The sequence below is a fragment of the Vreelandella halophila genome, from assembly GCF_009856365.1.
Classification (GTDB): Bacteria; Pseudomonadota; Gammaproteobacteria; order Pseudomonadales; family Oleiphilaceae; genus Halospina; species Halospina utahensis_B.
This window is the reverse complement of record NZ_WMEX01000007.1, coordinates 195,411-215,716: the sequence shown is the minus strand read 5'-3', so window position 1 is coordinate 215,716 and position 20,306 is coordinate 195,411. Positions and strand designations below refer to the sequence as shown.

The following is a 20,306-nucleotide window of genomic DNA, read 5'->3' as shown; positions in this document are numbered from 1 at the left end:
CAAAGACCGCACTCGAATCAACGAGCACTGACTTTGATGATCGCACCGACCACCACAGCCAGCGCCCACACAAATAACCTGACCCCATTGTTAAAGAACCTCAGAAGGCGTTAAGCCCCTGATTGGAAAAACAAAATTCTAAAGCATTTCAGAACTTTGTCAATCCCCGGAACAACTCATCTGCGCCCGAAAGCGCCGCCGCTGTGGGCCGTTGCCCCGAAAGAGATGCGTATTCTACACCCTGCGCCGTGAGCGTCAACACGTTTTTTGAATAACCCGTAACATCGACACCAACAGCCGCTGCTACAGGCGCGCAATCACCCCTGGCTCGCGCTCTTCCTGCGCCGCAGTCGACGCCAAAGCCAGAACGCCGGGCCCGACAGGGTATACCCCAGGAACGCGAGGAACAGGATGACAGGCGGCTCAATGGCGACTACCGCGAAGGCCAGCACCACCAGCAGTATGGCCGCAAAAGGCACCCGGCCCTTGAGATCCAGATCCTTGCCGGAGTAGTACAGCACATTGCTCACCATGAGCGTGCCTGCGCCCGCGACAAGAACGACCGCCAGCACCTCCAGCCACCATGACTGCTCCAGCCCATGAAGGCACCAGACCATGCCCGCGACCACTGCCGCCGCCGAGGGGCTCGGGAGCCCCACGAAATAGCGCTTGTCCACGGACCCGATCTGGGTGTTGAAGCGGGCCAGCCTGAGCGCCGACCCCGCCACATAGATGAAGGTCACAACCCAGCCCAGTTTGTCCAGGTCGTTAAGCACCCAGAAGAAGGCGACCAGCCCGGGAGCCACGCCAAAGGCGACCATATCCGCCAGGCTGTCGTACTCCTCCCCGAAACGGCTCTGGGTATTGGTCAGCCGCGCGACGCGACCGTCCAGGCCATCCAGGACCATGGAGACAAAAATGGCGACGGAGGCCATCGCGAAGTCACTGTTAGAGGCCGCCACAATGGCATAGAACCCCGAGAACAGCGACGCCGTGGTGAACAGGTTGGGAAGAAGGTAGATCCCGCGCTTACGCACACGGGACCCGCCCACAACCTCTTCCTCCACCACTTCGGCGCCCTCAACCTCCTCCTCTCCGGCCTCGGCCGGAGGCGACACGTCCTGCTCAGGTTCCGCCATCAGGCCACTTCTCCCTTCAATACTGCCGAGCACTGCAACACAATCTCACTCGTTGCCGACCAGGCGGCTTTTCTGCAGCCACGGCATCATGCCACGCAGCCGATCACCCACTTCGGTGATCTGGTGCTGCTCGGCAATACGGCGCTTGGCCTTGAGCGTGGGCTGACCTGCCTGGTTCTCAAGAATGAATTCACGCGCAAATTCACCGCTCTGGATCTCGTCCAGGCACTTGCGCATTTCTTTCTTGGTGTCCTCATTGATGATGCGCGGGCCACGGGTCACATCGCCATACTCAGCGGTATTGGAAATGGAGTAGCGCATGTCCGCAATGCCGCCCTGATAGAGCAGGTCCACAATGAGCTTGAGCTCGTGCAGGCACTCGAAGTACGCCATTTCCGGCGCATAGCCCGCTTCCACCAGGGTCTCGAAGCCAGCCTGGATCAACGCGCTGGTACCGCCACACAGTACCATCTGCTCACCGAAGAGGTCGGTTTCAGTCTCTTCCTGGAAGCTGGTCTCGATGATGCCGGCACGACCTCCGCCGTTAGCCGAGGCATAGGAAAGCGCAGTGTCCTTGGCCTTACCAGTGGCGTCCTGTTTAACCGCGATCAGCGAGGGGACGCCACTGCCTTCAACATACTGGCTGCGGACGGTATGGCCGGGGCCCTTGGGCGCGATCATGATGACGTCCAGATCCGCACGCGGCTCGATCTGGTTGTAATGGATATTGAAGCCATGAGCGAATGCCAGCGCGGCGCCCTTGCCGATGTTTGGCTCGATCTGCTGCTCGTACAGGGCCTTCTGGTGCTCGTCCGGAGTCAGGACCATGACCACATCCGCGCCGTTCACGGCATCCTCGATGGTCTGCACTTTCAGGCCGGCTTCTTCCGCCTTCTTCCAGGAAGAGGAGCCCTGACGCAGACCAACAACCACGTTGCTGACGCCGGATTCCTTCAGGTTGTTGGCGTGGGCGTGCCCCTGGGAGCCGTAGCCGATGATGGCCACTTTCATGCCCTTGATGATGGAAAGATCACAGTCTTTATCGTAGTAGACCTGCATTACGTTCCCCTGTTCAGAGTGTCTTTAAATGGAGTTGGCGATTCAGAGCGACAGCACTTTCTCACCGCGGGCGATACCGGAGACGCCGGAGCGCACCACTTCCAGAACGCCCATGGTGCCAACCGCCTGGATGAAGGCATCGAGTTTCTCGCCATCACCGGTCAGCTGCACCGTGTAGACGGTGCTGGTCACGTCCACGATCTGACCGCGGAAGATGTCGACCGTACGCTTGATCTCGGCCCGCTGGGCCCCTGTGGCGCGCAGCTTGATCAGCATCAGCTCGCGCTCCACATGGCTGCCCTCGGTGAGATCGACCAGCTTGACCACCTCGATCAGCTTGTTGAGCTGCTTGGTGATCTGCTCAATGACCTTATCCGAGCCCTCGGTGGTCAGCGTCAGCCGTGACAGCGTCGGGTCTTCCGTCGGTGCCACCGCCAGGCTTTCGATATTGTAGTTGCGCTGGGAAAACAGCCCGACCACGCGCGAGAGGGCGCCGGGCTCATTCTCCATCAGGATCGATATGATTCGCCGCATGGTATCAGACCCTCTCCGTCTTGCTGAGCCACATGTCCTTCATCGAGCCGCCGGCCACCTGCATCGGGTAAACGTGCTCGTAGGGGTCCACGTAGATATCGACGAAGACGAGCTGATCCTTCATGGCGAAGGCTTTCTCGAGCACGGGCTCAAGATCCTCGCGCCGGGTTACCGTGAACGCGACATGGCCATAGGCCTCGAACAGCTTCTCAAAGTTGGGCAGCGACTCCATGTACGAGTGCGCGTAACGCGACTCGTAGTTCATGTCCTGCCACTGCTTGACCATGCCCAGGGCCTGGTTGTTCAGATTGATGATCTTCACCGGCAGGTGGTACTGCTTGCAGGTGGACAGCTCCTGGATGTTCATCTGGATGCTGCCCTCACCGGTCACGCACACCACCTCCTGTTCGGGCATGTGCAGCTTGATGCCCATGGCCGCCGGGAACCCGAAGCCCATGGTCCCCAGCCCGCCGGAGTTGATCCAGCGGTTGGGTTTGTCGAACGGATAGAACTGGGCAGCGAACATCTGGTGCTGACCAACATCCGAGGTGACGTAGGCATCCCCTTTGGTAACGCGATAGAGGGCCTCGATCGCCTCCTGGGGCATGATGTTGTCGCCGTTCTGCTCGTAATGGTAGCGCGAACGGTACTGGCCCCATTCCCGGATCTGCTTCCACCACGCCCCAAGCGCCTCCTGGTCGGGCTGCTCCTCGCTTTCACGCACCAGCGAGAGCATCTCCTCAAGTACCGAGTCGACCGGGCCCACAATGGGAACGTCCGCCTGGACCGTCTTGGAGATGGAGGCCGGATCAATGTCCACATGAACGATGCGGGCACCGGGACAGAACTTGTCCGTGGCATTGGTCACCCGGTCATCAAACCGGGCCCCGATCGCCAGCACCAGGTCGGAATGATGCATGGCCATATTGGATTCGTAGCTGCCATGCATGCCCAGCCACCCCAGCGACTGCTCATCGGTAGCCGGAAAGCCACCCAGCCCCATGATGGTATTGGTTACCGGGAACCCGAGCTCATGGGCCAGGTCCGTCAGCTGCTGTGAGGCCTTGCCCAGGACCACGCCACCACCGGCATAGATAACCGGACGGCGGGCATTCATCATCATGTCCACGGCTCGACGGATCTGACCGGCATGGCCACGCACTGCAGGGTTGTAAGAGCGCATGCTCACCTTTTCCGGGTACTCGTACTCAAAGCGCCCGTTCGGTGCGGTCATGTCCTTGGGAATATCAATCACCACCGGCCCCGGCCGACCACTCTTGGCGAGATAGAACGCCTTTTTGACGAGCTGGGGAATCTCGGAGGGATGCCGGACCGTCATGTTGTGCTTCACGATCGGCCGGGAGACGCCGATCATGTCGGTCTCCTGGAAGGCATCCTCACCAATGAGATGGGAAGCAACCTGGCCACAGAGCACGACCATGGGAATGGAATCCATGGAGGCGGTTGCGATACCGGTAATGGTGTTGGTGGCGCCCGGACCGGAGGTCACAAGAACCACGCCGGGTTCACCGGTGGCGCGCGCATAGCCATCCGCCATATGCGTGGCGGCCTGCTCATGGCGCACAAGGATGTGTTTGACATCGTCCTGACGGAACAGCGCATCGTAGATGTGCAGCGCAGCCCCGCCCGGGTATCCGTATATGTATTCAACACCCTGGTCCTTGAGGGACCGGATGAGCATTTCGGCACCAGACAGTAATTCCACGTTGGATCACCCTCTTACACAGCAATCAATGTTCAATGTCTCTTCCACTGCCTGTGCCCTGGGGAAACGCTTCTTGTGAAAGCCGAATCGGGCTCTGTTCCACACCGCCCCGCGAGGAGGTTGGCTCCGGGGCAACTGCACCCTGAGGGTAAAGGTGTACAGCGGGTTGAGTGGTGTGGATGCCGAGGAATTACACTACCGGGATTGCCGCCATGCAATTCAACCGCCTACAGGCACCGTCAATTCTGACAGGGTGTGCCGGAGTGTCAACCGTAAGACCCTGCGTGACGGCACATTTTGCGATCAGCCTGTAATGGGCTAGATTCGGGAGTAAGATTGATCCACACCACGGAGCTCCGCCATGCGCATATTCCGCCCGCTTTTCCTGCTTGCCGCCCTCTGTATTGCCCTGCCGGCGAGCGCTGAAATCTACCGCTGGACCAACGAGGCCGGCGAGACCAGCTTCGGCTCCAACCCACCTGCCGGGGTCGACGCTGAACCGGTTTCCACGGGCAGCACCAACACCATTGATACCGGCTCAAGGCAGGCCGACGCGGAAGGCGGGAACGCCGGTACGGACAGCGAGCAGTCGCAGGAAGCGGCTGCTGATGGCGAAACGCAGGACGGGAAAGAGCAGCAGGAAAGAGAGGCGATCCGCGAGCAGAACTGTGAAGCGGCCCGCCAGGCACTGAAGACCCTGGAGCAGAACGCCCGGGTCCAGGTTATGGAGGATGGGGAGCGCCGCTACCTTTCCCCGGAGGAAAAGGAAGCGGAACGCGAACGTTACGAAAAAATCCGTGACGAGAACTGCGACTGAGGCCTCAAGCCTCAGTCCGCAGTAAAGCGGAAGGCATCGCCTTCCACATTCGCCTGGATGGTGGTGCCCGGCTGGAATTCGCCCTCCAGCAGCTGCTGGGAAAGCGGATTCTCGATGTAGCGCTGGATGGCCCGCTTGAGCGGCCGTGCGCCATAGACCGGGTCATAACCCACACCGGCGATCTTCTTCATCGCCTCCTCGGAGAGGCTCAGACTCAGCTCCTGCTCAGCCAGACGCGCATTGAGCTGGTCGATCTGGATCTGGGCAATGCCCTCGATCTGCTCCTCGTCGAGCGGATGGAAGACCACCACATCGTCGACCCGGTTAATGAACTCGGGCCGGAAGTGGCTGCTCACCACATCCATCACTGAGCTCTTCATCTGCTCGTACTGGCCTTCGCCGGCCATGGTCTGGATGATGTCCGAGCCCAGGTTCGAGGTCATCACGATCACGGTGTTGCGGAAATCCACCGTACGCCCCTGGCCATCGGTCAGGCGGCCATCATCCAGGACCTGGAGCAGGATGTTGAAGACATCGCCATGCGCCTTTTCAACCTCATCCAGCAGCAGCACTGAGTAGGGCCGGCGCCGTACCGCCTCGGTCAGATAGCCGCCCTGTTCATAGCCGACGTAACCCGGCGGTGCACCAATGAGCCGTGCCACGGAATGCTTCTCCATGAATTCCGACATATCGATGCGCACCATGGCTTCCTCGGTATCGAACAGGAAGTTCGCCAGGGCCTTGCAAAGCTCGGTCTTACCCACCCCGGTGGGACCAAGGAACAGGAAGGAGCCATTGGGGCGGTGCGGATCCGACAGACCGGCACGCGAACGGCGCACCGCGTTGGCCACGGCACTGATGGCCTCATCCTGCCCGATCACCCGCTCATGCAGGCTCTGCTCCATACGCAGGAGCTTGTCCTTCTCGCCCTCGAGCATCTTGGAAACCGGGATGCCAGTCCACTTGCCGACAACCTCGGCGATCTCCTCGTCCGTCACCCGGTTGCGCAGCAGCGACATCTCCATCATCTCCGCCTGGCTCGCCCGGTCAAGCTGGCGCTCCAGCTCCGGGATCTGGCCATACTGGATCTCGGACATGCGCTGGAGATCCCCGGTACGGCGGGCGTTGTCCAGCTCGATGCGCGCCTCTTCCAGTTGCTCCTTCACCCTCTGGGCGCCATGGAGAGAGGCCTTCTCGGTGTTCCAGACCTCCTCCAGATCCGCGTACTCCTTCTCGAGATCCGCGATCTGTTCCGAAAGCTCATCCAGGCGTTTCTTCGAGGCCTCATCCTTCTCCTTCTTGAGCGCTTCGCGCTCGATCTTGAGCTGGATCAGGCGCCGCTCGAGCCGGTCCAGGGATTCCGGCTTGGAATCCATCTCGATCCGGATCTGACTGGCCGCCTCGTCCACCAGGTCGATGGCCTTGTCCGGCAGCTTGCGATCCGTGATATAGCGATTGGAAAGCTTGGCCGCGGCAATGATGGCGCCGTCGGTCACCTCCACGCCGTGATGGACTTCATAGCGCTCCTTGAGCCCACGCAGGATGGCGATGGTGTCCTCCTCGGTGGGCTCGTTAACCATCACCTTCTGGAAACGGCGCTCCAGGGCGGCATCCTTCTCGATGTTCTCGCGGTACTCGTCCAGGGTGGTCGCCCCCACGCAGTGGAGCTCGCCCCTGGCCAGCGCCGGCTTGAGCATATTGCCCGCATCCATGGAACCTTCGGTCTTGCCCGCACCAACCATGGTGTGGAGCTCGTCAATGAACAGGATCACTTGCCCTTCTTCCTTGCCGAGCTCGTTCAGCACCGCCTTGAGGCGTTCCTCAAAGTCGCCGCGATACTTGGCACCCGCAAGCAGTGCGCCCAGATCCAGGGCCAGAACCCGTTTGTCCCTGAGCCCATCGGGCACCTCGCCGTCCACGATCCGCTGGGCCAGCCCTTCGATGATGGCAGTCTTGCCCACACCGGGCTCGCCGATCAGAACCGGGTTGTTTTTCTGGCGGCGCTGCAGTACCTGGATCGTCCGCCGGATCTCATCATCCCGGCCGATCACCGGATCCAGCTTACCGTCCCGGGCCCGGGCGGTGAGATCCGAGGTATACTTGTCCAGAGCCTCACGATTTTCCTCTGCTGAGGGGTCGTCCACGGTCTCACCTCCACGCATGCTGTCGATGGCCTGGGCCATCGAGTCCTTGGTAACGCCGAATTCCCGGAAGACCTTGCCCAGGGGGCCCTTGTCCTCGGTTGCGGCGAGCAGGAAAAGCTCACTTGAGATATAGCCATCACCACGCTGCTGGGCGAGCTTGTCCGTCATGTTGAGCAGACGGCCAAGCTCCTGGCCCATCTGGACATCGCCCTGGTTGTCCTTGACACGCGCCAGGCCATCGATGCCCTCGGCCACGGACTGGCGGAAGCGGTTGGGGTCCACACTCAGCTGCTGCAGCAGCCCGCGGGTGCCGCCGTCCTTCTGGTCAAGCAGCGCCTGCATCAGGTGCAGGGGCTCAATGGTGTTGTTGTCGTTCCCGACCGCCAGTGACTGGGCATCCGCCAGTGCGTTCTGGAGCCGGCTCGTCATCTTGTCGATTCGCATCGATTCATTCTCCCACTGTTCCAGGAACCGTGTGGTGCCTTCACCAACGGTTGCTCATTTTGGCTTTGTGGGAAGATATTGGGGCTTTTACTGGCTCTTCAAGCGTTGTCAAGCCAGATCAGGGATGCCATGCGGCCTGTGGTGCCGTCACGACGGTAGGAAAAGAAATCCGCCTCATCCCAGTAGGTACAGGCGCAGCCTCCAAAAACACGCTTGACTCCGGCAGTCTCAAGCCGCTGCCGGGCAAGGCCGTAGAGGTCCGCATACCAGGTTTCACCCAGCGGGGAAGCCGGGTGGAAATGGAGACCGGCTTCCGGGTCCTCCGCGATGAAGGTGGCACGGACCTCATCGCCCACCTCAAAGGCGGAGGGCCCGATGGCGGGCCCCAGGTACGCCAGAACCCGCGACGGTTCCGGGAAAACACCCAGGGCTGCCTCCAGTACACCATCCGCCAGTCCCCGCCAGCCGGCATGGGCCACGGCAACACGGGATCCTCGATCATCGCAGAACAGCACCGGGAGGCAGTCCGCTGTCATGACCACACAGGCCTGACCCGGCTGGTCCGTCCAGGCCGCATCCGCCACCGGCGTCTGTTCCATGGCGGGGACACGCACCACCCGGTTGCCATGAACCTGTTCAAGCCAGTGAACAGCCCCTGGAGCCAGCCCGCTGACTCGGGTCAGCTTTGCCCGGTTGGCGTGCACGGCCCCCGCGTCGTCGTTCACATGAAAACCGAGATTGAAGCTGCGCCAGGGACCACTACTGAAACCACCGCGGCGCGTGGTGACCAGGGATCGAACCCCGGCAGGTGCGGGCCAGTCCGGAACGAAGACGCTTTCGTCAGACTCCGTGATCATGAAGCGGACCGCCTTTCCTCAAAAGCAGACAGGGCATCCAGAAGCTGACGGAAATCCGCGGGCAGCGGCGCCTCCCACTCGCAGAACTCGTCGGTGGCCGGATGCGCCAGCTCAAGGCGGGCCGCATGCAGGGCCTGGCGGCGGAACCCGTCCAGCACGGACCGAAGCTCCTCATCCGTCCCTCTGGGATAGCGCATACGGCTTCCATAGACCGGGTCACCGAGCAGCGGATGACGGATGTGTGCCATGTGGACCCGGATCTGATGGGTCCGCCCGCTCTCCAGCTGGCAGCGGATGTGACTGAACCCGGCCATGCGCCTGACCAGCCGGTAATGTGTGACCGCCGGGCGGCCATCGGGCACCACGGCCATTTTCTTGCGCTGCTGGGGATGGCGACCGATGGGCTGCTCAATCCGGCCACCGCCGGTCAGTTCCCCGAGACAGACGGCCTGGTATTCGCGCCCCATACGCCGCTCCTGCAGCTGCGCCACCAGGGATGTGTGCGCCTCCAGGCTACGGGCCACCACCATGATGCCGCTGGTGTCCTTGTCCAGCCGGTGCACGATCCCCGCCCGGGGAATACGCTCCAGCTCCGGGGCATGATGGAGAAGCGCGTTGACCAGGGTCCCCGCCTCGTGGCCGGCAGCGGGGTGAACCACCAGACCCGCCGGCTTGTTCAGCACGATCAGATGCTCATCCTCATGGACGATGTCCAGATCGATGGCCTCCGCTTCCCAGGTGACCTCAGCCTCCGCTTGTGCTGCTACGTCCACCCGGTCGTCCACCAGTACCCGATCCCGCGGCCGGCGTTTCTCGCCGTTGACCGTGAGCTCGCCGGAGCGCACCCACCCCTGGATGCGCGAGCGTGAATGCTCCGGCATCAGCCGTGCCACGGCTTGGTCCAACCGCTGGTCGCTGAGTTCCGGCGGTACACTGAAGCTTGCCTCGATGCGTTCTGTGCCGCTTGTCATGGATTGTGCTGTCCTGCCCTCTGCTGGTTCCGAATCATGATCCCGGCCGTTACAATGGCCGTCAACTCACACCCTTTTACATCACAGTATACAGGTAATCGCATGACGCGCCGGTCGCTGCCCCATTCCGAAGGTTCCATCCAGCGCACTGCGGGCCGGATTCTCGCTCCCGTGCTCACCGCCCTGCTTCTGGCTGGCTGTGCCAGCACCGGGGAGGAAACACTGCCCGAGGAGGAGTACTACGAACAGGCCCGCAGTTCCATGAACGCCGGCAACTTCGAGTCCGCCCAACAGAACCTGGAGGCACTGGAGACCTACTACCCCTTCGGACGGTATGCGGAACAGGCCCAGCTGGACCTGATCTATGCCCGCTACCAGAACCTCGACCTCCAGGGTGCGCGCAGCGCGGCAGACCGTTTCCTGCGGCTGAACCCCCAGAGCGAGAACGCGGACTACGCGCTCTACATGCGCGGCATAGCTTCCTATTACATGGACCTGGGGCTGGCCGCACGCTACTTCCCCATTGAAGTAGACGCCCGCGATCCCGGACAGCAGCTCCAGGCCTTCGAGGATTTCTCACAGCTGGTCAGCCGCTATCCGGAAAGCCAGTACACCGCCGACGCCCGCCAGCGCATGATCGCCATCCGTAACCGGATGGCCGGGCAGGAGCTGGCGGCAGCGCAGTACTACATCAAGCGGCAAGCCTATATCGCGGCACTGAACCGCGCACGAACCGTGGTTGAGGAATACAACCGAACGCCGGCGGTGGAAGAGGCACTGGTCATCATGGCCGAGATGTACGCCCGCCTGGGCCTGAATCAGGAACGCAAGGACACCGCACGCGTGCTCGCCCAGAACTTCCCGGACAACCCGGCGCTGAACGATGACGGACGCTTCACCCGCCAGACTTTCGGTATCCGGGACCGCTCCCTGACCAGCGTACTGACCTTCGGGCTCATGGGCGGCCCGGAAGACGAGGAGTGACGGGCTTCAGTCGCCTGCCTTCCACCGATTGGTGATCGGATAACGCCGATCCCGCCCGAAAGCACGCCGCGTGATGCGGGTGCCAATGGGGGCCTGGCGGCGCTTGTACTCGTTGATATCCACCAGCCGGACCGCCCGCAGCACATCCTCCCGGTCATACCCCTCGGCGATGATGCCCTCCGCGCTGACATCCTGCTCCACATAGCGCTCAAGGATCCGATCCAGCACCTCGTAGGGCGGCAGGCTGTCCTCATCCTTCTGATCCGGTGCCAACTCTGCCGACGGCGGACGCTCGATGATCCGCTGCGGAATCGCCTCCTCTGCCCGGTTACGCCAGCGTGAAAGCCGGTAGACCAGTGTCTTGGACACGTCCTTGAGCACACTGAAGCCACCGGCCATGTCGCCGTAGAGGGTGGAGTAGCCCACGGCAAGCTCGCTCTTGTTGCCGGTGGTCAGAACAATGCTGCCGAACTTGTTGGAAAGGCTCATCAGCAGGGTGCCACGGATCCGGGCCTGCAGATTCTCCTCGGTGGTATCCACGGCGCGGTCGCCAAAAGGTTCGGCCAGTGCCCCCATGAAAGCATCGTAGATGGATTCAATGGACAGCACCCGGTACTCAACACCCAGACCATCCGCCATGCGCTCGGCATCCTCCAGACTCATACCCGAGGTGTACCGGAACGGCATCATCACCGCGGATACCCGGTCCGCGCCCAGTGCATCGACCGCCACCACCAGCGTCAGGGCGGAATCAATCCCCCCGGAAAGGCCGAGCACCACCGAGGGGAAACCGTTCTTGCCGATGTAGTCGCGCAGCCCCACGCACAGGGCCCGGTAGACCAGAGCATCCTCATCGGGTTCCGGTGCCAGCTCCGTCTCCGCCAGGTTTCCATCACCATCCAGCTGCACCGGATGCAGCGCCTCATCAAAGCGCGGCGCCCGGGCGCACTCTCGGCCGTAACCGTCAAAAGCCAGTGAACCGCCATCAAAGACCAGTTCATCCTGGCCACCCACAAGGTTCACGTAGATGATGCCCAGATTGTGCGCACGGGCCAGTGTGGCCAGCCGCTCCCGCCGCTCCGGCTGGCGTTCCAGATGGTAGGGGGAGGCATTCAGATTGATGAGCAGACGGGCTCCGCTATCAGCCGCCGCAACCGCCGGCTGATCGTGCCAGATATCCTCACAGATGGTGATGGCAACCGGCAGCCCCCGCAGCTCAAACACACTGGTGGCCGCTCCCGGAACGAACCACCGCTTCTCGTCAAACACATCCTGGTTGGGCAGGTACTGCTTTGCGGCCTGCCCGAGCACCTGGCCGGAGTCCAGCACCATGGCCGCATTGACCAGGCCCTCATCCGTAACCCGGGGAGCGCCAAAGATCAGGATGGTCTCCGGCATGGCCCCCGCAATGTGTTCCAGTGCGCGCTCCACCCTGGTCCCCAGACTCGGCCGCAGCAGCAGGTCTTCCGGGGGATAGCCCGTCAGCGCCAGCTCCGGGAAAACCACAATGTCCGCCCCATGCGACTGAACCGCGTCATGGGCCATTGAAAGCATCCCTTCGGCATTACCGGGGATATCCCCGACTGTGGCATTGAACTGGGCCATCACGACCCGCAAACCCGCTGTCATTCCCCTGTCTCCTGTCACCATGGACGCTGGGACGCTATTATAACCACCTGAATCCATTTTGACGTTCCACTCACACGGAGTCTCCATGGAGGCGTCGCCACAGGCAGCGCGGAAGGACCAGCGGGCCCGTCTTTTCCGCATCTACAACTACTACCGGATCGTCATCAGCCTGCTGCTGGTGGCACTGCTGCTGCTTGAGACGGATCTGGTCGGCACCAGACTGCACAACGAATGGCTGTTCCAGGCCACGGCCCTCACCTACCTGGCGATGAACATCGTCACGGGCATGCTGCTGCTGGCCGGCTATGCGCTCCGCCCCTGGCACATCACAGTCTCCATCCTGGCGGACATACTGATGATCCACCTGCTCGCCTTCTTCAGCGGCGGCATCAGCAGCGGCATCGTGAACCTGGGTATCATCAGCGTGGCAGCGGGCAATATCCTGGTTCCCGGCCGGGTCGGCATCTTCTACGCCGCACTGGCCACGCTGGCATCGCTGGTTACAGCCGCGCTGCTCCTGCTGCAGGGACTGTCCGGTGTGGATGACATCGTCCGGGCCGGCGTCATGGGGCTTATCTACTTTGCCGCCGCCTTCCTGCTCCAGAACATCACCCGCCGCCTGGCCTCCAGCGAACAGCTGGCCTCGGAACGGGCCCGCAGCATTGAGGAGCTGGAACAGCTCAACCACCAGATCATCCAGCGCATGCATACCGGCATCCTGGTCGCGGAGCCCAATGGGGCCCTCCGGATGGCCAACGCCGCTTCCGGCGAGCTGCTGCTGGGAGAACGCACGGCAGCCCCGAGACTGACCATCCTGCCCCAGGCGCTCAAGCAGCGCCTTGATCAATGGCTTGAGCAGCCTGGCGAACGCACACCACCATTCCAGGCCCGCAACGACACGCCCAGCGTTCAGGCGAATTTCATGCGTCTGGACAGCCCACTGGAGCATCTGGTCCTGATCTTTCTGGAAGACACGGGCAAGATCGTCCAGCAGGCCCAACAGCTGAAACTGGCCTCCCTGGGGCGACTCACCGCCGGCATTGCCCATGAGATCCGCAACCCCCTGGGTGCGATCAGCCACGCGGCCCAGCTTCTCGGCGAATCCGATACCGCGGATGATGGCGACCGCCGGATGGCCGGCATCATCCAGCGCCACAGCGAACGCGTGAATGCCATCATCGAGAATGTGCTGGAGCTCTCACGCCGACGCTCGACCAGTGTCCGTCTGATGGATCTGGGCGAGTGGCTGGCCGGGGTGGTCAACGACTATGTGGAGACGGTCCAGGAGCCGGTACTGATCGACCTGAAACTCTCCGGCGTTCCGGGGTCAGCCCGTTTTGATCCCTCACAGCTGCAACAGGCACTGACCAACCTGATTGATAATGGCCTGCGCTACAGCCGTCAGCGAACCGGCCGCCTCCAGCTCACGGTGCGCACCGGCGTGACCGAGGACGGTCAGAGGGCCTATATTGATGTGCGGGATTACGGCCCGGGGCTGAATGAGGCGCAGCAGGGCTCGCTGTTCGAACCGTTCCACACCACCGAACAGGAAGGCACCGGCCTGGGACTCTATCTGGCACGGGAACTGTGCGAGGCCAACCAGGCCCGGCTCTTCCTGCTGGAGAGCGGCGAGACCGGATGCTGTTTCCGCATCACCTTTGCCCACCCGGGGCGCCGCGCTCTGGATTTCAGTGCCTCGGGCGCCAACCTGACAGGGAATGAACCATGACCGATTACAGGGCCCTGATTGTCGACGACGAGCCGGACATCCGGGAACTGCTTGATATTACACTCAGCCGGATGGCTGTTGAGTGCACCACCGCCGCCACCCTGGGTGAAGCGCGTGACCTGCTCGCCAACCAGGTCTTCCACCTGTGCCTGACCGACATGAGCCTGCCGGATGGCAACGGCATTGACCTGGTCGACTGGATACAGAGCCAGTGCCCGGACATACCGGTAGCGGTGATCACCGCCTATGGCAGCATGGATTCTGCGATAACGGCGCTCAAGACCGGCGCCTTCGATTTTGTCTCCAAGCCCGTGGAACTGCCGCGCCTGCGGGAGCTGGTGGAAAGTGCGCTGCGACTGCCCCCGGAAAACGCAGGCGAGGACCGGGGAACCACTGGCGCCGGAGACGAGGAGCTGTTGCTCGGCGAGTCGCCGGAAATTGACACACTCCGGCGCCAGGCCCGCAAGGTCGCGCGCAGCCAGGCCCCGGTCTACATCAGCGGCGAGTCCGGTAGCGGCAAGGAACTGGTGGCCCGGCTGATCCATGAACACGGGCCACGCCGGGAGCATGCTTTCGTGCCCGTCAACTGCGGCGCCATTCCCCAGGAACTGATGGAGAGCGAGTTCTTTGGCCACCGCAAGGGCAGCTTTACCGGCGCTACCGAGAACCGTGAGGGGCTCTTCCAGGCTGCGCATCAGGGCACCCTGTTTCTGGATGAGGTCGCGGACCTGCCGCTGCCCATGCAGGTGAAACTGCTGCGGGCCATCCAGGAGAAGCGCATCCGGCCTGTCGGGGCCAAGGAGGAGGTTGCCGTGGACGTGCGTATCCTCAGCGCCACGCACCGCAATCTGGCCGCGCTGGTGGAGGACGGCCTCTTCCGTCAGGACCTGTTCTATCGAATCAACGTGATTGAACTTAGGGTGCCTTCCCTGCGCGAGCGTACCGCTGATATCCCGATACTGGCCCGGCACATCCTGGAACGCCTGGCACGGGACTACGATCTGCCACCGGCCCAGCTCAGCGACGACGCGGTAACCGCCCTGCAGGCCCACCCGTTCCCGGGCAACGTACGGGAGCTGGAGAACTGCCTGGAGCGGGCCTTCACCCTGAGCGAGGAGGATGTGATCCGGGGCGAGGACCTCCAGCTCAATGGTGCCCCCTCAACAGGGTTGGCCCCGGAGGAGAGTGCGGGCATTCCGGAGCCTGGGGAGAGCGGCATGGACCTGGAGTCCTACCTGGAATCCATCGAGCGCACCACCATCGAGAAAGCTCTGGCCCAGACCGAAGGCAACAAGACGGCAGCCGCGCGCTGGCTGGGGATCAGCTTCCGGGCCCTGCGTTACAAGCTCAAGAAACTGGGCATGGAGTAGCACTTCCGCGAATCCGTTCGTTGCCCTCCAGGGCCCTTTTTGCCTAGAATCCGCTCATCCGAACAGGGATTGAACGGATCAGACAGAAGAGGACTCAGGGATGAGACGCACGGAACGCGGCGTGACGCTGCTTGAACTGGTCATCGTCATTGCAGTACTGGCCATTGTGACCACCACCATGATCCCCGGACTGCAGAAGCTCTTCGAGAACACCTCCCGCCGGACCCAGATGCAGAGCATGGTGGGGCTGTTCCATCTTGCCCGAACCCAGGCCGTCAGCCAGGGCACCATCGTGACCATCTGCCCCCTGGATGACAGCAATGAATGCACCGGGAACTGGCAGAAACCGGTGCATGTCTTTGCGGATCCTGAAAACCAGCGCGCGCTTACGGCCGGCCGGCAATCACTGCGCATCAAGGAACCATCGGAATCCGGCTCATGGACAGTAAGAGTGGGCAACCGGGGCTATTTCCAGTACCGCCCGAACGGCATGGTCCGCGGAACCCTCGGCAATCTGACCTGGTGCCCGGAAAGCGGTGACGAGAAAAATGCCGGACAGCTCATCATCAATATGGGCGGGCGCTTACGCTACGCTCAGGACCACTCTGGAGATGGGATCGTTCAGGGCAGCAACGGACAGGCTGTAAGCTGCCCCTGAGCCCGCTTACCAGCAGTCGCTGCCGCCGGCGCCACGGTTGCCCTGATTATCCAGGGTCAGCGTGCCGCAGTCGTCACCACTCTGCCCGTTTTTTGGCTGGGCCTGGAGCGTGAAGGAATTCTGGGTAACACTGCCGCTGAAGCTGATGTCATAGAACGCATCCCCGGAATCATACTCACGCGGTGAGTGACTGAAGGGAAGCGTGGGTGCGCTGTCATCATCGTTCAGGTAACTGAAGTTCTCGCTATAACGGCGCTCCATCCACTGCGCCAACTCCATCAGGTCCCCCTGGGCCGTGGTACGTCGCGTGCGCTCCACATGGTCCTGGTAGGTGGGGAAGGCGATGGCGGCGATGATGCCGATGATGGCGACAACGATCATCAGCTCTACCAGCGTGAACCCTTTTGCTCTTTGCATCATCAGCGCTGCCTCGTATGAATCGAACGAATGGTATTGCTGTAGTTCTCACCGTGTTGGATCTGCACGAATTCCCCCGGCGATAGCCGTTCAAGGGCTTCGTCCCGTTTCAGCATCACCCCGTCAAACTGCACCTTATCCCGGAACTGGAACCGGCGCCCGTCGACGATAATACTGTTACTGTCGTACTCCATGGCCCTGATCTCCCCGGAGACCCAATCACCACGATTGTCCTCCGGTTCCTGAGCAGCAGCAGTCAACGGGGCGCCGCACAAAAGGGTAATACCTATGACCAGGCCGGCTACACGCCAGTTCAGGAATGCTAGACAACGCACCATGATACCCCCCATCATTCAATCAATTCCTGCCAACCCTGACGTCCAAGACGATCATCATCGTCCGGGATGTTTGTTTCCTCAACATCCACCTCACCGGTCGACAGCGGTGTAAACCTGTAGTCGCCAAGGAATGCGGACTGACTGGCAATACCATCCACTTTCCGATAGGACGTTACCTTGTCGCCATATTCCGCAAATACCGCCCGGTCCGGAGTGAGCCCGCCCAGGCCAAATGCCATGACGCGTGTTGAGCCGCCGGCCACACAGGGATTATCCGAGGGGATTGTAGAGTTGACAAAGATGTACTCGCCGCGGACCTGTGGCGACAGTGTTATGCGCTCACCAGCGGTAAACAGATCAACATACCAGCCCCGCTCTGGATCCGTATTGCCAGTGGCCTCGGAGATCAGAATTTCAGCCCCCGCAGGTGTTCCCTGCTTTTCGCTAAGGGTCCGTTCCGCCAGGTCCCCTCGCTGGATACCCGAAGCCCCGACATCACGCACAGCGTAGAAGCTCTGATTGCTGGTATCGCTCAAATCATCGTTGTTCAGGTATTGACCGGTTCCGAACAGGACATAGAGTTCCGGCTCGCCTTCCTTAGGATGAATGTTGTTGTTTGGAATGATCAGCGGTGCGGACGTAATGGGCTGAGTGCCGTCAAATAGAGGCAGCGGCGAGTTGCTCTGTTCATAGGGCGATGCAAAGCCTTGGTTGCTGGATTCAGCAACCCAGAAGTCTCCGTCCAGATCTCCTCCGTAAACACGATCCGCAACGCCATCACCACTTTGATCATAAACGGCGACAGCTGAGAGGCCGGTAGCATCCGTTCCCGACTCGAAGGTAACGAACCGGTAATCGTCTCCCTCCGTCCACTGGCCATCAAGCCCGCCTTCCAGGTCCAGCATGAAAAACCCAGTGGCATCGGTATCCGAGTTGTACCCATTACCAAAGAAGGCCGTCCAACGCTCACCCTTTTGATTGCCCCAGTATGCCTTGGCAATAGTCGGAGGCTCACTGATATAACCCATGCGATCATCATTGGCCTCAGTAAACTCCCAAAGGACGGTGCTTGCCGCGTTGCTCTCCGAGAGAGCACTCGGATCAGTTACATCCAGAGCGAAAATCGCCTTCTCACCAAAGCGAGAACCTCCCAGCAAAACCGTTCGCCAATCCGCCGTGGCCGTGGGATTACCATCCTGATCACGACCCTTGATGAAGGCATCAGAGACGAGAGGCGGAAGATCCACATAATAGTTGTGCTGGTAGCTCTGGGATGTCAGGTAATGCAGGCCTTCACCCGCCTGATCCGAGAAAATAGCGGAAGGCATAAAGGCGAAAACCTCATCGCCGCCATCTTCGGTCGCCTTGAAACCATGCAGAAGACCGTCGTTGGCCCCTGCGTAAATGATCGGTGTACGATCTGCATACTCGGCGCGGAAATCTGAATACCGGTTGTTTTCCTCGCCAAACTTCTCGGAATCCGGCCAGGCTGACGCGGGTTCGGACACACGCACCGGCGTTGAGTTGACGATATCCCCCAAAAGGCTTTCCCGTTGCCGGAAATCACCGGTCTCCTGACCTTCCTGACTCTGGTCACCCCGAAGGTATGCCACTCGGTCCGCGGCACGCGCATCCTTCTCAGCTTCGGTCCCTGTACCAAAACGCAAGTCCGCAACCTGCTCCGTGGTCAGGACCGTTTCGTCCCACGCCAACGGAATACCGGTGCCATTGGCCATCGTCATAATCTGGCGGGTCTGCCAGTCACGTGCATCCAGCTGCTCCGCAGCGGACCAGACGGGGTCACCTACTTCGGGATTCTCCAGGTTCTCATCCGTGTTCAGTGGTCGGGCATCCAGATCACCAGTCCAGGGGCCTGAGTCAAAACGCGCACCGAAGAGCAGAGAATCCTCCTCCAGTGTCGCTGTATCAAAAGTCACACTTGTAGAGGAGCCCACAATTTCAGCGATATCTGCAAGAATCCCGGAAAGCTCGGTATCAAAGGTCTCCGGATCATCCGCACTGAAAAAACCACCCCGACTGTTGATGCCTGCATGAAGGAGATCATCGATCTTGGCTTCATCATTTCCGTCAGGGTCCGGCCAGTCCACCGAGGTCCCATTCGCCAGAGCTGACTCAGCCTCCGTTTCAGTAATCGTGCCTTCGACACCCAGACCAACGCCGTATGTAATCATGTGCTGCCAGAAGGCGGGCATGTGTTGATCCTCTTCCACGGGGACCCGGTTAGCCACATTGGGTTGCAGATCCCGCACCCAATAGTTCATGGCCACGTCCGCAAGCGTGTCAGCGTAATCATCCTGGAAGGGATCTGTCGGCGTGTACTGATAACTCTCTCCATTCGGCCCCTCAATCACTGGTCCGGCCTCACCGTCCAGATTGCCCGGATCCGGATTATCAGTACCGTAATACCCATCCGTCATGAGTATGGAAAAACTCTGGCGGCACTCAGCGAAAGCGTCCACTGACTGCCCATCGCTTGCACCCGGGTCATCAGCCCAGGGCCCCTGATCGTCGGTTCTTTCATAATACTGGCCGATGTTATCCAGGGCAGTCCTCAATGGCGTGGAACCGCCGACAGCACTTGTCTGGAGCCAATCGAAGAACGCGTCGCGATCATCCCCGCTGAACCCACGAACACCACGGTTATTGTCCGAGTTCAGCGCATAGTAACCAATGCGCATGTCATCAGGCTGGTTGAAGAATGCCTTGGTGATACCAGCAATAGAGGACAGCCGGCGAGTCCGGTAGTACGCGAACCAGTTCGCGAAATTCTGCTGTTCAGAAACCGTCTGTGGCTCCTGTCGATCGCTAAAGCAGCTGTCCTCCCTTGATGCCTGATCACAGCTGTCCTCCGTCATTTCATAATAAAAGGCGCCCTCCCCCGAACTGCCGGAACTGGTTGATCCAACGGTAAAACCGTCATAAAGGCACCATTCATCGCCGTTGCAGCGGTGATACTGGTAGTAGTAATAGGGATCCATAATGGCTCGATAGTCAGTCGCGAGATCCACTTCTTCTGGATTACTACCATTATCGGCCGCATAGCCATCAACAGGCGCTGACCGGAAGTCCACATCTGGGTAGCGGGTGCCATCGCTCTTAAGGGGAGGCTCATAGGTCCTGCCCGGATCGTAATAGATATTGTTGGTTTCATTGGAAACCATGAACTTGCGGTCAGTAACCGAGTAGAAGCAGGTATCCATGCCGGCATGGCTGCCGTAATTCGAGCACTCCTGCTCGTTCCCTGTATCGTCGTCACCCTGTATATCAGCAGCATCTACCAGGGAATCCGGCATGAACCCCCAGCGCATGGAACCGCTGTCATCCAGAATGAACATCAGGTTCGGGTCTGCCGATGAAGCAATAAACATTGGAGTATCACTCAGAGCTACATCATCCGCTACGGCGGATACGGCGCCCGTAAGGGTGAGACTCGCGATAATTGCGGTCACTGCGCGAAACGATCTCATGG

16 protein-coding genes are annotated in these 20,306 nt (G+C 60.8%); 5 read left to right on the top strand and 11 right to left on the bottom strand.

Annotated elements, in window-relative coordinates; translation table 11 throughout:
- Positions 1–317: 317 nt before the first annotated feature.
- The 4 genes from pssA to GLW01_RS13300 are packed head-to-tail and all read right to left on the bottom strand — an operon-like array spanning position 318 to position 4,458.
- Positions 318–1,139, bottom strand: coding sequence for a CDP-diacylglycerol--serine O-phosphatidyltransferase (gene pssA, locus GLW01_RS13315; protein ID WP_151440315.1), 822 nt, complete (start codon positions 1,137–1,139; stop codon positions 318–320).
- Between the two features lie 45 nt (positions 1,140–1,184).
- Positions 1,185–2,198, bottom strand: a complete 1,014-nt coding sequence (gene ilvC / locus GLW01_RS13310; RefSeq protein ID WP_095618040.1) for a ketol-acid reductoisomerase — start codon at positions 2,196–2,198, stop codon at positions 1,185–1,187.
- 42 nt (positions 2,199–2,240) lie between these two features.
- The gene (gene ilvN, locus GLW01_RS13305; protein WP_077529096.1) at positions 2,241–2,732 is read right to left on the bottom strand and encodes an acetolactate synthase small subunit; all 492 of its coding nucleotides are present in this window, start codon (positions 2,730–2,732) and stop codon (positions 2,241–2,243) included.
- 4 nt (positions 2,733–2,736) lie between these two features.
- Positions 2,737–4,458 carry an acetolactate synthase 3 large subunit gene (locus tag GLW01_RS13300; protein ID WP_160899337.1) on the bottom strand — a complete coding sequence of 574 codons (1,722 nt, stop codon included), beginning with the start codon at positions 4,456–4,458 and terminating at the stop codon, positions 2,737–2,739.
- Between the two features lie 361 nt (positions 4,459–4,819).
- On the opposite strand from GLW01_RS13300, the gene GLW01_RS13295 reads away from it, so the two are divergent.
- Complete coding sequence (locus tag GLW01_RS13295; protein ID WP_151440318.1) at positions 4,820–5,275, top strand: DUF4124 domain-containing protein; 456 nt, start codon at positions 4,820–4,822, stop codon at positions 5,273–5,275.
- A gap of 11 nt (positions 5,276–5,286) precedes the next feature.
- On the opposite strand, the gene clpB is transcribed toward GLW01_RS13295, so the two are convergent.
- The 3 genes from clpB to rluD all read right to left on the bottom strand — a co-directional run bounded on the left by clpB (position 5,287) and on the right by rluD (position 9,691).
- Positions 5,287–7,863, bottom strand: a complete 2,577-nt coding sequence (clpB, locus tag GLW01_RS13290; protein WP_151440319.1) for an ATP-dependent chaperone ClpB — start codon at positions 7,861–7,863, stop codon at positions 5,287–5,289.
- 98 nt (positions 7,864–7,961) lie between these two features.
- On the bottom strand, positions 7,962–8,720 hold the full coding sequence (gene pgeF / locus GLW01_RS13285) for a peptidoglycan editing factor PgeF (RefSeq protein WP_160899336.1): 759 nt from the start codon (positions 8,718–8,720) through the stop codon (positions 7,962–7,964).
- Positions 8,717–9,691, bottom strand: coding sequence for a 23S rRNA pseudouridine(1911/1915/1917) synthase RluD (gene rluD, locus GLW01_RS13280; RefSeq protein ID WP_160899335.1), 975 nt, complete (start codon positions 9,689–9,691; stop codon positions 8,717–8,719). Before rluD ends, pgeF begins: the two co-directional genes overlap by 4 nt.
- A gap of 102 nt (positions 9,692–9,793) precedes the next feature.
- Between rluD and GLW01_RS13275 the strand changes: the two genes are divergently transcribed.
- The gene (locus GLW01_RS13275; RefSeq protein WP_151440322.1) at positions 9,794–10,675 is read left to right on the top strand and encodes an outer membrane protein assembly factor BamD; all 882 of its coding nucleotides are present in this window, start codon (positions 9,794–9,796) and stop codon (positions 10,673–10,675) included.
- A gap of 6 nt (positions 10,676–10,681) precedes the next feature.
- On the opposite strand, the gene GLW01_RS13270 is transcribed toward GLW01_RS13275, so the two are convergent.
- On the bottom strand, positions 10,682–12,304 hold the full coding sequence (locus GLW01_RS13270) for an NAD+ synthase (RefSeq protein ID WP_202405722.1): 1,623 nt from the start codon (positions 12,302–12,304) through the stop codon (positions 10,682–10,684).
- A gap of 85 nt (positions 12,305–12,389) precedes the next feature.
- On the opposite strand from GLW01_RS13270, the gene GLW01_RS13265 reads away from it, so the two are divergent.
- The 3 genes from GLW01_RS13265 to GLW01_RS13255 all read left to right on the top strand — a co-directional run bounded on the left by GLW01_RS13265 (position 12,390) and on the right by GLW01_RS13255 (position 16,061).
- Positions 12,390–14,033: a sensor histidine kinase gene (locus GLW01_RS13265; RefSeq protein WP_160899333.1), complete on the top strand. Its 1,644-nt coding sequence runs from the start codon at positions 12,390–12,392 to the stop codon at positions 14,031–14,033.
- On the top strand, positions 14,030–15,403 hold the full coding sequence (locus GLW01_RS13260; protein ID WP_160899332.1) for a sigma-54-dependent transcriptional regulator: 1,374 nt from the start codon (positions 14,030–14,032) through the stop codon (positions 15,401–15,403). The genes GLW01_RS13265 and GLW01_RS13260 overlap by 4 nt, the downstream gene beginning before the upstream one ends.
- A 100-nt stretch (positions 15,404–15,503) precedes the next feature.
- Positions 15,504–16,061: a GspH/FimT family pseudopilin gene (locus GLW01_RS13255; RefSeq protein ID WP_160899345.1), complete on the top strand. Its 558-nt coding sequence runs from the start codon at positions 15,504–15,506 to the stop codon at positions 16,059–16,061.
- Positions 16,062–16,067: 6 nt separating this feature from the next.
- Here GLW01_RS13255 and GLW01_RS13250 read toward each other — a convergent pair whose 3' ends face one another.
- The 3 genes from GLW01_RS13250 to GLW01_RS13240 are packed head-to-tail and all read right to left on the bottom strand — an operon-like array spanning position 16,068 to position 20,304.
- Positions 16,068–16,481: a type IV pilin protein gene (locus tag GLW01_RS13250; protein ID WP_160899331.1), complete on the bottom strand. Its 414-nt coding sequence runs from the start codon at positions 16,479–16,481 to the stop codon at positions 16,068–16,070.
- Positions 16,481–16,831, bottom strand: a complete 351-nt coding sequence (locus tag GLW01_RS13245) for a hypothetical protein (RefSeq protein ID WP_160899330.1) — start codon at positions 16,829–16,831, stop codon at positions 16,481–16,483. Before GLW01_RS13245 ends, GLW01_RS13250 begins: the two co-directional genes overlap by 1 nt.
- Complete coding sequence (locus GLW01_RS13240; RefSeq protein ID WP_160899692.1) at positions 16,828–20,304, bottom strand: pilus assembly protein; 3,477 nt, start codon at positions 20,302–20,304, stop codon at positions 16,828–16,830. The genes GLW01_RS13245 and GLW01_RS13240 overlap by 4 nt, the downstream gene beginning before the upstream one ends.
- Positions 20,305–20,306: the final 2 nt, after the last annotated feature.